Source organism: Streptomyces tauricus (assembly GCF_014650955.1).
Classification (GTDB): Bacteria; Actinomycetota; Actinomycetes; order Streptomycetales; family Streptomycetaceae; genus Streptomyces; species Streptomyces tauricus.
The window spans coordinates 1-13,646 of sequence record NZ_BMVY01000039.1 but is presented as its reverse complement, the minus strand read 5'-3'; the positions used below and the strand labels follow the sequence as shown (position 1 = coordinate 13,646).

Below are 13,646 nucleotides of genomic sequence, written 5' to 3'. Positions count from 1 at the left end.
GCTGCTCCTGCTCTGTGGGGTGTCGCTGGTGGCCGTCGCCATGGGTCAGGGCCTGACGTAGGCGCTGCGCGCCTCGAGCCCCTCTCGCGAGACGGTGAAGTTCTGCTGGTACGAGCCCGGGCGCAGGTTGTGCGTGACGGACTTGACGTAGTAGTCGCCGTCGTACGCCCGTCCGGCGCCGCGGACGCCGACCAGTTGGCGGGGCTGGAGGATGTAGCCGTGCCGGTTGACGTCGAGCGAGCCGGAGCCGGAGATGACGTCGGCGGACACGGCGGCCCGGGCGAGCAGTTCGGCCTCGGCCTGTTCGCGCTGCTGCTTGGCGGTGCCGGTGAGCGTTCGGCGTTTGAGCGCGGGTGTGGGGCGTCTGCCGAGCGGTGGGCGCAGCGGGCTGATCGGCGGCTGCGGGAGGAGTGTGGACTGCCGGGTCCCCGGGTCCTGCCAGCGCGCCTGCGGCTCTTCCCGGGCCGTTCCGTCGTACGAGAACGTCAGCTGGTCGACGGTGGAGTTGTTGTCCATGTTGACGTTCAGGGCGTGCTGGCGGATGCCGAGGCGGATCTCGGGTCCCCAGCGGGCGGACGACTGCCCCGGGGTGGGGCCGGGCTCCAGATAGAAGGTGTAGCCGTTTGCGCGGGCCAGCTCGGTGACGTACTGGAGGTCGGTGCCGGTCTGGTAGTGGACGCGGAGGTCCTGGTGCGGGGGCTGGCTCACCTTCTCCTTGTAGACGTCGGGGCGGATGCCGTAGTCGGAGTAGCGGCGCAGGATGGCCAGGACCCGGTCGGAGGGCGGGAGGTTGGGATAGCGGTCGGTCCGCTCCTCCAGATCCATCAGCAGCGACAGGTCCTCGCCGGTGACGGTGAGCGTGGAGTGGCCCGGCTGGTTGCTGGCGCCGACCTCCTGGCGCACGATCAGGCCGTCGAGGAGCACGTCGGAGGTGCCCTTGACGGTGACCGTGACGATGATCCGGGTCTTCGGGTCGAAGAAGCCCTCCGGGAGCAGGGCGCGGTTGATGATCCCGTTCTTGGTGAGGTCGAAGGCGAGCTGGAAGCCGCTGCGTTCGCCCGCGGTGGCGGTGATCTGCGCGGACAGCAGCGCTTCGGTGACCTCGGCGGGGACGGGGCGGGTGAGTTTCGGCCCCATGCGGAGGGTGAGGTGGACGGGGCCCTGGCCCACGGGGACGTCAAACACGGCGCGCTCCCCCGCCGCCGGGGCCGCCGGTGCCGCCGGGGGGCGGGATCTCGATGACCTGGCCGGCCTCGTCGGTCAGCTCCCGGGGGTCCAGTACCGGGTTGGCGTCGGCGATCTGCCACCACTGGGCGGGGTCGCCGAAGTAGCGCCAACCGAGGAGGTCGGGGCGGTCGCCGGCGCCGACGGTGTGGCGCGCGCTCTCGTCGTCGAGCTGCTCGGACTGATCGAGTTGATCGGGCTGATCGAGCGGGGGCAGCAACCGGCGCTTGGTGTAACGGACCTCGGTGCCGTCGGGGCCGCGGTGGATGCCGATCTCGGCGTCGTGGTAGCGGCTGGAACGGGGGTAGGGGTGGGCGCCCGGGATGGTGTCGAGGGCGTTCTCGTAGGGCTCGGTGTCTGCTGCCATGGCCGCTGTCTCAGCCCCTTCCGGTCAGGGTGACGCCCGGGCCGGCGCCCGTGCCGAAGCCCGTGAGGCCGAGTCCGCCGATGCTGCCGCGGCGCGCGGCTGCGGCGAGGCGTTCCTTCTGGGCGAGATGGGCCATGTAGAAGTCGGCGCCCAGGTGCCCGGCGGGCAGGTCGCTGACGGTGAGGACCTTCAGCCCGAGGGAGAGGGAGGCGCGGATCGGATTGAGATCGACGTCGAAGGCGGATTCGTTGATGGACAGTTCGGTGATGCGCACGGGCATGACGCGTTTGCTGCCCCAGGTGAAGAGGGTCAACGGCATCTCGATCGGGCTGATTTCGATGGCCCCCTTCTGCGAGAGGCGGGTGGCGTCGCGGATCTGCTGGGTGGTGGGCTGCACCAGCATTTCGAGCGTGGCGAGTTGGGGGTGGATGCCGTTGGGGGCGGCGACCTCGAACTGGTCGGTCGCGTCGATCTCGGCGGTGAACTTCCAGGTCTCCTGGGCGGGCCCTTTGAGCCGCAGAGCCTCATTCCGATCCCCGGACCCACTCCCCCCGCCCCCGGAATCCCCACTGCCTCCGGCGGACTGGGGCGAGATGCTGCGCTCCAGGGTGTCGGGGTTGAACTGCAGCACGATGATGCGCTGGGGGGTGCCGCGGTCGGGGTCGATGATGACTATTCCGGAACGGATGGGTTTGGGGATGTCGACGTAGCGGGTCACCTTCGTTCCTCCCAACGGGCCTGCAATTCGGAATAATCATGTCGAGGAAAGAGATCGGGGAAAACCCGCAACATGTCAGGGACGCTTCTTACGATGTCTTCGATGGGACTGTTACGGAAAGGGACGTCCGTGAACAGATATTGCCAGCCCCGAGCCCCCTTGGTCACGACCAGGGTCTCGATGTACTTGCGGTATGTGAGGTCGAGCTTCACGAATCCGTGCGGGTAGGGGTCACCACCGACCATAGTCGAATCGTAATGCCAGATCTCAAGAGGAGAGGTGTTCGGTGACATTCGCATCCACGTCGTGGACCCCGAACCGGATTGCCAAGCGTGATCGATATATCTGAGCTGCCTCATGAACACACGCTCACTGCGCTGCATTCCGTGGGAATCCGGGTCCCCCTCCGTAAGGATCTCATAGGGGCTGGGAATTCTGTATTCTCCAAAGAAGTGTGGAAGCGGGTCCACCGTTTCCCAGCACACTCCGACCTCGTCTAGCCTCAAAGAGTCTTCGAGGATATCGGAATCCAGAGTTACATCTTCCCATTGGCGCTCGAAATCAGCAAGCGGCAGCAGCTCGGAGAACGGCTGATTCACCTCACCACGCAGCTCGTCAATGATCACAATGGACGGCTGCTGGGACAACTCATCCAACGAGGCCAGGTGACTCTTCTCAATATGGTTGAACACGCCGACTTCCCTTCCTCGTCACAATGTGAACAAACCGTTGTCGTAGTTGCCCTTGATCTCTGGCCATATTCTCGCGATTCCTGCGACCGCTCCTCCCGTGGGCGGAGCCTTGAGCTTTGCCTCCATGTCGTGAATATCACTGAACGGACGGAGTTTGCTCACCGCCTTGACGACATCCTTATTGCGCCCGAGAAGCACCTGGATTCGAGCCGCCACCTGCCCCTTTCCACTCAGGTTGACAGTGTTCATATTGAGTGCGGCAGGAGACCCCGGGAGTGGCGGCGGATCGAACTTGAGAGTCCCTGACCGTATCCACGATCCGAGTTTCCAGTCGGATTTACTGTCCCCGGATTGCCCAGGTTTACGCTCATGGGAGCGATACATGGCATACATCGTTTTTGGGAACCACTTCGGATACTCACCTTTGGGATATCCGGCTGCGGAGCCCTTGAACAAATCCAGCCCCACGTGGTAGTCGCCAGGATTCTTGGTATCGAACGTACCGCCCTTGGTGTGGCCGAATTTACTGGCGGCCTTACTTTCAAATGAGCGATAGAAGCCCGCATTGATCGCGTTGGGAGCCGGAACAAAGTTGGTAGACTGCGCGGGTCCGCCGACCTCCCTTGGCAGCAAATGCATCAGGTCAAACTGTGCAGGTTTTCCTCGTGCGCTCTTCCAAAGGTTGTGCTGAGCGATGTACTGGAAGCCGACTGAATTTTCGACCTTCCACATGGGGCCACTCGGCTTTTCTCCGTGAGCGTCCGCCCATCGCTGATTCACGAAGCGCTGAGTGAACGACTTCGGTTCGATCTCCGCACCGTTCACGAATGGGGGCGCATGCGGTTCAGGGTCCGGGTACCCCAAGGGTGTGGTGCTCACTTTCTTTTGTATCGTGTGCACACCAGTTGTCGGTCCAGGTTGTTGCGGGCTGCCCTTCCCCCAGAGCCTGAACGACTCTCCGCCCTGCTCCCACAGCCTGGTCAGCCGGTAGAGCCGGCGATAGCTGTCCAGCACCATCGGCCAGCTGGGTTCCGGAATGCTTCGATCCAGCTTCGGCTTGAGCTGACGGTGGATTTTCCGCAGTTTCAACGCGAGGCTGTCTTCCTTGTTCTCCCTCTCCTCCTTCTTTTTCTCATCTTTCGCGGTCTCGCTCTTAGGCCTTCCGGGCTCGTCCTTGCCCTTGCTGTCGCCGCCCGTGTCTTTCTTATTACTGCCGTCCGAGTCGGTCCTGTCCGTCTTGCCGCTCCGGCCGGAGTCGGGCGACTCCTTCTGGCTGTCGGCGTCAGCCCTGTCCTTGGTGCTGTCGACCCCTTGGTCCTTGCCCTTGTCGTCCGGAGTGGCGTCCTTCTTGGTGGTGTCCGAACGATCCGTCCTGCTCGGCTCGTGCGTTGTGGGCTTGGGCGTAACGGGTTTGGCGGTGGAGGCCTTCGGCGATGGAGTCGGGCGGGTTTCCTTGCTGCTGTCCTTGGAGGCGTTCTTGGGATTGCCGTTCTTGTCCTTGGACGTGGGGGGCGTCGGCTTGGTCGAGTTGTTGCTCGGGGTGTTGTTCTTGCCCTCGGGCTTGTTCGTCGTGTCAGTCGTATCGGTCTTGTCGGTCTTGCTTGTGGGGCTCTTGGGTTTCGCGGGCTTGGACGACGGGGTCGGGGTTTCCTTGTCCTTCGGCTTGGCCGGCGCGGCCTGGTCCTTCGGCTTGCCCGGGCCTGGCTGGGGTTTCCTCAGGTCCGGGGTCCTGGCAGGTGTCGGTGTCGCGGACTGGCGCGGACTCGGTGCCGTTGTCGACGTCGCGGGCGCGTCCTTGTCGCCGCCCTTGCCGTCGCCGCCCCCGCCCTGGCCGTCCTTGCCCTTGTCCCCGCCCGGGCCCTTGTCCGTGCCGATCTTGGCGGCCACGCCCTTCAGCCGCCGGCCCACCTTCGAGACGTACTTGCCTATGCCGCTGAGGAGCAGTTCGTACGCCATTTCCAGCAGGACGACTATTCCCGCCGCTATCGCCTTGGCGAAGAGGACGCCCGCGCCTCCCTGGCGTACGGACTTCAGCCAGGTGATGACCGCGCCGATCGCCTTGAGGATCTCGCCCAGGGAGCCGATCGCGGCCTGGATGGCCTCCAGGATCGCCGCGCCCCAGCCCGCGCCCGGGATCAGCTTCACGAGGACCTTCGTGATGACGATCTCGCCGATGATGAAGGGGAGTTGGGGGACGATCGCGTCCCACACCTCCTTGGCGATCTTCTCTAGGGTCCAGCCGCCCTTCATGAGCTTGTTCCAGACGGCCTCGGTCAGGCCGGTGATCTCCTTGACCTTGTCGTTGAACCACTGCTTGACCGCGCTCTTCACCTCGTTGAAGAGGTGGTTCTTCGCACCGTCGTACGCGGAGTTCTTCGCCCCGCTCAGCCAGCCGCCCGGGTCCGAGAGGATGTCGACCAGGATCATCATGAACTCGCCGAACGCGGCGATGAACTTCGTCGCGAAGTCGAGAACCGCCTTGAGCGCTTCCTTGCACGCCTTCAGGACGTCCAGGAGCATCTTCTTCAGGACGTTCAGGATGTCGCTGAGAAGTTTCGCGATGGACTCCAGCAGATCGTTCATGATCTGCCTCAGCGTCGCGGCGAGCCGGTTGACGAGCGCGATCGCCGCCTTGATCAGGTCCGCTATGAACTTGCGTATCCGGCGGGCGATCTCGATGACCGCTTCCACCAGGGACGTGACGAACTCGATCAGGTCCTCGATGAACTTCCTGATCATCTCGACGATGCCCTCGCGGGCCGCGTTGATCCAGCCCTCGACCGTCTCCTTGAAGTTCTTCAGCGCCTCGACGATCGCCGCGCGGGCGTCCTTGATGATCTGGACGACCTTGTTCCGCAGCTCGATGAACTTCTCTTTGATCCAGTCGAGCGTCTTGGAGAGCCAGCCCTTGGAGTCGTCGACGTTCTCGTCCTTCTTCCTCTCCGCCTCCTCCTCGGCCTTGCTCCCCGTGTCCTCGATGTCCTTGTCGCTGGTCTCCTTCTCCTTGCCGACGTCCTTGTCGGTGTCCTCCTCCTCCTTCTCGACGTCGTCACGGATCTTCTTCTCGCGGTCGGACTTCTTCGTGCCGAGCTTCTTCAGCTCCTCGTCCTGCTCCTTGGTCCAGTCGGAGCGCTGCTTGTCCACGTCCGTCAGGACGCCCGCGCGCTTGCCCGTCTGTTCCCTGGTGTTGGACAGGACCTCCTTGTCGACCTGCCGCTTGTGCCTGTCCTGCGAGGTGCGGGTGTCCTGAGCCTTCTTCTCCCGGCTCCTGCCCATGTCCTGGCGGCCGTCGCTCAGGGCCTGCTTGAACTGCGGCCTGCGCTCGTGCTCGGCCACTTCCGAGGCCGCCTCGGGAGGCACCGCACCGGTACTCGCACCACCGCCGCCGACCTGCGACCTGCCGCCCTGCTCGGCGGGTACCTTCCCTTCGAGCCGTTCCTTCGGCGCGTCCGGGTAGATCTGGTCCTCACCCATCCGGCGACCGGCGTCGTCGGCGCCGGTCTCGGCGGCCTCCTGGCTCTTGTCGTCGGTGTTGCCGCCCTGCTCCTGGGTCTTGTCCTCGGCCTGGCCCTTCATGTCGACGCCCGGCGCGGTGCCGTTCTGCGCCTCCTTCATGGCCTCGTCCTTGGTGGGCATCCCGGCGAACTGCGCGGCCAGGTCCTCCGCCGTCACGTCGAACCCGAGCCAGTCGCCGATCCCGCCGATGACGTAACCGGCCATCATCCCGACCTGGTCGAAGAAGTCCGGTTCCTCCATCTCCTCGGCGTCGATCTTGCCTTCCGGCTTCTTCTCGCCCTTGACCTCGGCCTTCTCGTCCTTCGCGTCCTCGGCGCGAGTGGCCTTGTCCTCGTTGTACCGCGCCGCCTCGTCGGATTCCGGGGCGCCGTGCAGAGTCCTCGGGGCGCCGGAGGGGCGCTCCATGGCGGGCGGCCTGGCCGCCAGTTGCCTGTGCTCCTTGCCGACGTCCTTGTCCACGGCGCCGCCGACGCTGTCCATGGCCTCCACGGCCTGGTGCGGCTTGAGGTTCAACGCGGCGGCAAGGCCCTCCTCGGGGGAGACACCGGAGAGGTTCGGCGCCGCCTTGGACGCCTTCTTCCCCTTGGGCGTACTCCCCTTGCCTCCGCCCGTCGACCCGCCACCGCCACCGCCTCCACCGCGCGTCGCCGTGGGAGCGGACCGTGATCCGGAGTCGCCCCCGCCCCCGGATCCGGCCCCGCTGTCCACCCCGCTGTCCGACCTGCTCTCCTGCTGCGAGGCCGGCTCCTTCGGCTCCTCCGTACGCGGGCTCGAACTGCGCCGCGACGCAGGCAAGTTGTTCGCGTCCGAGGAGGGCTGACCGGTCGCCGGGCCCGGTGACGGGGGCGTCGCCGTGTCGGCCTGGCTGTCGGAGTCGGTTGTTCCGCCGTCCGACGCCGAACCGTCCGAAGTACCGGTCCCGCCCTGATCCTTGGGGCCCTTCGACTCCTGCGGGCCGGGGGACTCCTCGGCCTTCGCCGCTCCTGTGGCACCTTCGGCGCCCTTCTGCGCCGAGTCCGACGGGGACGCGGTGGCCGAGGTGTCGGAGCGGGCCTGCGCGGAGTCCTTTCCGCCGCCCGACGTCCTGTCACCCGGTCCGCCCGCGGTCGGAGTGCCCTTCTCCTCCTTGGCTGCCTGCTCGGCCGTGTTGCCGCCGGTCTCCTTCGAACGGTCCTTTGCCTCCTGCGCGGTGACCTCGGCGGCGACCGGACCGGCCTTGGGATCGTCACCCTGCTTGGGGTCCTTGGAGGCGACGCCCGGCGCGGGCCGCGGCTCGGACCTCTCCTCGGGGTCGAGTTCGCTCTCCGTACGGCGGTCCTGCTCCGCGGCCTCCTCCTCGGCGCCCGGCACGGGCGGTGAGTCCTCGGTGCCCGGGTCGTCCCGCTCCGCCGCCGCCTCGCGCTCGGCGTCCTCCTGGTCCTCCTGCTCGCGGCGGGCATGGACCAGGTCGGCCCTGGTCGGCGGCGGGGCGGGAAAGGTGGGGGTGGGCGGGGCGGAGTTCGCGGCCAGCTCATCGACCTGGTCCGAGGTCGGCACGTTCGACACGTCGAGGTCCTGCTCCGGCAGGAAGTCCTCCGGCCTGAGCTTGATGTCCCAGGCACTCGCCTCCCCGCCACCGACCTCCACCTCGGAGTCGCCGCCCTGACCGACGGACTCCTCCCGCTCCTCCTCGTCCTCCTGGTCCTGGGCGCGGATTCCGTCCAGCGTGCCGGAGCGGGCGGGGAACCCCTCGTCCCTGCCCGCGGCCGTGGGAGTGCCCTCGTCGCGGGCCGGCTCGTCCTTCCTGGCCGCCTCGGTCGCGGCGGCGCTCTCGCGCGCCCTGGCCGCCGCCTCGTCCCCGGCGCCGGCTCGCGGGCCCTGCGCCTCCTCCTGGCCGGCTTCCTTCTTGGCCTTCTCCTCGGCCTGCTTCGCCTCGGCCCGGTCGCCGCCCTGCTTCCCCTTGTCCTGCCGCTGCCCCTGCGACCCCCGCTGTCCGCTCTTCTGCGCGCCGCTCTTCTGCCCGCCGGACTGCTCCGCGCCGGACTTCCCGCCCTGTTTCCCGGCGGCCTGCGCCCCGGACGACCCGCCGGCCGCGCCCTCCTGCCGCCCCGGCTTCTGCTCCGCCCGTCCAGCAGGCGAAGCGGGCTGCTCGCCGTCCCCCCTGGGGCTGGACGCGTCCCCGCCCGTCCGCGGATCGGGCGTCCGCTCGTCCTCGTACTTCCCGGTGTCCGTGCCCGGAGTACCGCCCTGCGGGATCACGCGGCCCGCGTTCTCCGGCGTACTGCCCGCGGCGGAGACCGGTTCCGCGTCCACGCCCTCCGCGTCCGCGCCCTCCGTGTCCGCGTCCTCCTTCTCCGGGCCGGGAGCGGGACCCATCCGCTCAGTACGCCGCTGCTCCTCCTCCGCGGCTTCCCGCTCCTTCTCCCGCTCCGCCCGTACGTCGTCGGCCGTGTCCTCCTCGACCTCCGGGGCGAGGAGGCCGCGCAGGCGGGCCGTGACCTCGCTCTCCGCCCGGCCGGCCTCGTCGATCTCCGTGACCAGGTCCACCACGAAGTCGTGCTCGAAGGTGAGCAGCCGGTGCTCCAGGCGATCCAGTACGCGCTCCTGAAGCTCCTCCGAGAGCGGGGCCAGGGAGGCGCGGACGCGCTGCGCGCTGTCCGTCGGGTCGTTCCGCAGCGACCGGACGACCGTGTTGGCGAGGCGGTCGACCAGCGTGGCGGGGTCGAGGCGCTCCAGCCGATTGCGGTCGGCGTCGACGGTGGTGTAGCGCATCCACGCCGGTGTACCGGCCTCCGGGGCGATGTCGGGCGCTTGTTCGCCGCGCGCCACGGCCTGTGCGGTGTCCTCCGCGGCACGTTCGGCGGTCTCGTGCGGCGCGCTGACCTGTCCGAGGTCGCGGCCCACCGTCAACGCGCCGTTGGCGTAAGGGTGTTGGATCGTGTGCAGCAGTTCATGCGCGAGCAGGGCGCGGCCCTGCTCCGTGCCCGGCTGGTACCGGCCCTCACCGAAGAAGATGTCCTGGCCCACCGCCACCGCGTCCGCGCCCAGCAAACCGGTGAGCGCACCCGCGTCGCGGTCGGTGTGCAGGCGTACGGAGCCCAGGTCGTGGCCGAGCTGCTCCTCCAGTTCCCGGCGCACACCGGGATCCAGCGGCTGCCCGGCCCCGCCGACGATGTTCTTCGGCTCGGGCGCGCGGTTCTTCGCCGCGCGCTCCTTGCGCTTGCGGCGGCGCTCGGCGGCGGCCTGCTCGGCTGCCTGCGCGTCCTGAGCGGCGGAGGCCGTCACCGCGTCACCTCCCCACGGCCCGAGAGACCCGCGTGCACCGCGCGGGCCAGTTCCTGGCCGAGGCGGCGCGCGGACAACCCGGCGGGCAGCGGGGGCAGTCCGGACACCCCGTCCATCGCCACGGTGCCGTCCGCGGCCAACGGCACCCCGTGGTCCCGTACGAGACGGGTCAGCTCCCGCTCGAACGACGCCGATACGCGCGACGGGTCCACGGAGGGGCCGAAGCCGTCCAGGACCAGTTCGCCGATGTCGACGCGGATCTCCCGCGGCTCGGGACGGCCCCGCGACTCGGGACGGTCTGCCGCGCTCTCCCGGTGAGGCCTGTTCACACCCATCCGCGGACCTCCCCCGGTGTGAGCGAGCGTTCCAGCTTGAGGTATTCGGTGCGGGCCGCCGCGAGCATGTGGCGCATCTGCAGGCGGTCGCCCTCCTCGGCGGCGAGGAAGGCGCCGGAGAGCGCGATGTTGCGGATCGAGCCGCCCGCGACGGTCAGCTGGGCCAGCAGTTCCGGTTCGATGCCCTTCACCGGGGTCTGCGGCGGCAGCACCCGGCGCCAGATCTCGGCACGCTCGTGCTCGGCCGGGAACGGGAAGTCGACGACAAAACGGATCCGTCGCAGGAACGCCGTGTCCAGCGCCTTCTTCATGTTGGTGGTGAGGATCGCGAGACCCCGGTACGCCTCCATGCGCATGAGCAGATAGCTGACTTCGAGGTTGGCGTACCGGTCGTGGCTGTCCTTGACCTCGCTGCGTTTGCCGAAGAGGGCGTCGGCCTCGTCGAAGAGGAGGAGCGCGCCGCCGCGTTCGGCGGCGTCGAAGACGCGGCGCAGGTTCTTCTCGGTCTCGCCGATGTACTTGCTGACCACCTGGGACAGGTCGATGACGAACAGGTCCAGGCCCAGTTCCTTGGCCATGACCTCGGCCGCGAGGGTCTTGCCGGTGCCGGAGCCGCCCGCGAAGAGCGCGGTGACGCCGAGGCCCCGCCGCAGGGTGGCGGCAAATCCCCACTCCTGGTGGACCGTCGCCCGCTGCCGTACGTGCGCGACGATCTCCCGCAGCACGCTCGTCTGCCGTTCGTGCAGTACGAGGTCGTCCCAGCCGGCGTCCGGCTCGATACGGCGGCCCAGCTCGTCCATGCCGATCCGGGCCTCGTCCAGCCCGGCCCGCCAGGCGAGGCGCGCGGGGTCCGGCTCGTCCTCGGCGGGCAGTTCACGGCGTACGGTGGCCGCGGCGGAGCGTACGACATGGGGCGGCAGCTGGAACTGGGCCACCAGCGAACGCAGTTCGCCCTCCCCGAGGTCGGCGACGTCCTCGAACGCGTCCGTCCACAGGCCCAGTTGCTCCTCGTCGTCCAGGCGCGGCACCGCCACCCGCTCGCCCCGCGCCCGGTCCGACGTACGCGCGTCGGGACTCGACACGACGACGGGAACGGCCGCCCCGGCGAGGAAAGCGTCGGTCGCCGCGTGCTGGTCGCGGTCGAGTTCGCCCGCCTCCACGAGCAGGGCGGCGGGCAGCAGGATCGCCTCGCGCTGCCACAGCCGGGCCAGTAGGTCACGGTCGCCGGGGGCGGTCGGGATGTCCTCGGCGTTCATCGCGTACAGGGCGAGCCCCGAGCGGGCGGCCGCCGCTGCGGCGATGTCGGCCCGGCTGCGCAGGTCACCGCCGACCACCTCGACGAGCAGCGGCGCGTCGGGCCGCGCGCCCGTCGTCCAGCCCGCGGCGATACGGCTCGCGGCCAGGTCGTACGACGGCGGAAGGTCCTCGGGGACGGGCGCGCGGCGCAACTGGCCGTGCAGGCGCGCGTCCAGATAGGGCGAGCCGAGCAGGAAGTGCAGGACGCGCTCGTCGAGCCGCAGCCGGGACAGGGTCAGGGACGCACGCGCGTCGTCGGCCGGCTCGACGATCCGCCAGCGCCGCAGCGGCGCGACCGGCGTCAGCGCACTCCAGTGCGGTTCGGCGAGCGCGGCGAGGGCGAGCGAGAAGGTGGGGTACGCGCGCTCCGGGTCCCCGCTCGCCGCGGCACAGCGGGCGGCGGTCGTGGCGTCCAGCTCACAGGCGGCGGTGAGGAGCACGAGGTCCCGCTCGAACGGGCTGAGCCCGAAGCAGCCGACCAGCGCGTCGAGGGGTCCCGTCCCTGGACCTGGACCTGGATCTGGACCTGGATCCGGACTCGCCGAACCGGGCGGATGCCGTACGGAACCGTCGGCGCCGCCCTGACCGGCGTCCGCGCTGGTGCCCGTGCCGGTGCCGGTGCCGGTCGACGTGCCCGTCGACCCGTTCGCACGGGTCGCGCGGGACGCGTGCGCGTCGACGCGAGCGAGGACGCGCCTGATCTCCGAGGTCAGCGTCGGGCCGCCGCCCGTTGCGCCCGCCTCGCCCTGCCCGTGCCCGCTCATGCCCTCACCTGCCCCCGTCGTCCGCATACCGCCTCACCGCTCCGTGCGGTCGGGACCGCCGTCGGCTGTCGTGGAGTTCGTCGGGGACTCCGTCCGGGAGTCCGTCCGGGAGTCCGTCGGGGTCGCGGGCGCCGTGCCCTTGGCCGCGCCGCGCGGGGACTTGCCCGCCTGGGTGACCTTGTTGGGCTGTGTCCCCTTGCGGGTACGGGCCGCCGCCTTGGCCGCCGTCTTGGCCACGCCCTTCACCGGCGCCTTCCCGGAGGTCATCCTGACCGGCGTCCCGGTCGCGGTCCCGTCCGCGGCCCCGGCCGCTGTCCCGGCTCTCCCGGTCGCGGCCCCGGCCGATGCTCTGGCTGCCGCCTGGGCCGCCGCCCCGGCCGGTTCCTTCCCTGCGGTGGCCTCCGCGGGCGCGCCGCCGTTCGGTGCGCCGGACGCGTCGCCCGCCCCCGACGGAACCCTCCGCCCCTCGGGCGCTCCCGGCGCCCCGAACGGCAGCACCTGTACCGTCGACCGCTCCACCGGCTTGGCCGCCACCGGGGTCTCGCGGCCCTCGATCAGGACGAGCGCCGCCTGGTAGACCACCGAGAGCGTGTACGGGGTCTGGTGGAGCATCCCCCAGAGCTTCGACGTCTCGTCGATGTCCATCACCGTGGGCGTGAACCGCACCCGCTGCGCCGCTTCTGCGAGGTCGCTTTCCGCCAGATACGGCTTCTCCCCCGCCAGTTCGATGATGTCCAGCGGCAGGACGGGGATCTCGTGCAGCGTGCGTACGACGGAGCCGATCAGCCGCTGGCCGACCAGTTCCGTCTCGTCGCCGTACGCGCTGATGAGGAAGTGCAGGTCGAGCGCCGTCGCGGCCCGCTTGAGCAGCGTGCCGTCGGAGGCGCGCGTCGGCAGGTCGGTGCCGCGCTGCGAGGTGTTGGGGGTGACCTGGTAGAGGAAGACGGTGATCGTGGGTTCGGGGGGCGGGTCGGCCGAGGGCTTGCGCGGCTCGACCTTGACGGCCATGTCGATCTCGGGCTGCAGGTTGGCCTCGATCAGCAGGGCGAGGGCCTGGGTGACGTGGGCGATGGCGAGTGCGTTGCTCATGACGTCAGTTCCCCAGTCCCACTAGTCCTGCTGGTCCCACTGGTCCTGTTGATCTCACTGGCCCCGCTGATCCCACTGGTCCTGCCGACCCCGCTGGTCCTGCCGACCCCACTGGTCCTGCTGACCCCACTGGTCCTGCCGACCCCGTTGGCCCCACTGGTCCGCCGCTCCCTCGATCGGTCGTCCGTCCCGTCCGGCCGTCGTGTCTCCGTGTGTTTCACTCGCGCCCCCTCGCCAGGTAGTCCGCCAGACTCACGGTCGCCGCCTGTCGCCCGGGGGCGGCGGGCCGGCGTCCGGCGCCGGCCGGGGCCGCGCCCGCCGCCGTCACTTCGAGGCGCCCGATCTGCACCTGGACCACCTGGTCGCCGCCGCGCCCGGACC

At 69.3% G+C, this 13,646-nt stretch carries 8 protein-coding genes; all 8 read right to left on the bottom strand.

Features of this window, described 5'->3' with window-relative positions; genetic code table 11:
- Positions 1 to 45: 45 nt before the first annotated feature.
- The 8 genes from IE278_RS35795 to IE278_RS35760 are packed head-to-tail and all read right to left on the bottom strand — an operon-like array spanning position 46 to position 13,265.
- The gene (locus IE278_RS35795; protein WP_189778835.1) at positions 46 to 1,185 is read right to left on the bottom strand and encodes a hypothetical protein; all 1,140 of its coding nucleotides are present in this window, start codon (positions 1,183 to 1,185) and stop codon (positions 46 to 48) included.
- On the bottom strand, positions 1,178 to 1,591 hold the full coding sequence (locus tag IE278_RS35790; RefSeq protein ID WP_189778834.1) for a LysM peptidoglycan-binding domain-containing protein: 414 nt from the start codon (positions 1,589 to 1,591) through the stop codon (positions 1,178 to 1,180). Before IE278_RS35790 ends, IE278_RS35795 begins: the two co-directional genes overlap by 8 nt.
- Before the next feature lie 10 nt (positions 1,592 to 1,601).
- Positions 1,602 to 2,309 (bottom strand): hypothetical protein, encoded by a 708-nt coding sequence (locus tag IE278_RS35785; RefSeq protein WP_189778832.1) that lies wholly within the window; start codon positions 2,307 to 2,309, stop codon positions 1,602 to 1,604.
- A complete protein-coding gene (locus IE278_RS35780) occupies positions 2,306 to 3,001 on the bottom strand; it encodes a hypothetical protein (RefSeq protein ID WP_189778830.1) in 696 nt (231 codons plus the stop codon). Before IE278_RS35780 ends, IE278_RS35785 begins: the two co-directional genes overlap by 4 nt.
- An 18-nt stretch (positions 3,002 to 3,019) precedes the next feature.
- Complete coding sequence (locus IE278_RS35775) at positions 3,020 to 9,781, bottom strand: eCIS core domain-containing protein (protein ID WP_189778828.1); 6,762 nt, start codon at positions 9,779 to 9,781, stop codon at positions 3,020 to 3,022.
- Positions 9,778 to 10,116, bottom strand: coding sequence for a hypothetical protein (locus tag IE278_RS35770; RefSeq protein WP_246571212.1), 339 nt, complete (start codon positions 10,114 to 10,116; stop codon positions 9,778 to 9,780). The genes IE278_RS35775 and IE278_RS35770 overlap by 4 nt, the downstream gene beginning before the upstream one ends.
- Entirely contained in the window at positions 10,107 to 12,176 is a 2,070-nt protein-coding gene (locus IE278_RS35765) for an ATP-binding protein (protein WP_189778826.1), read from the bottom strand. Before IE278_RS35765 ends, IE278_RS35770 begins: the two co-directional genes overlap by 10 nt.
- A 33-nt stretch (positions 12,177 to 12,209) precedes the next feature.
- A complete protein-coding gene (locus IE278_RS35760) occupies positions 12,210 to 13,265 on the bottom strand; it encodes a Pvc16 family protein (protein WP_189778824.1) in 1,056 nt (351 codons plus the stop codon).
- Positions 13,266 to 13,646 lie beyond the last annotated feature (381 nt).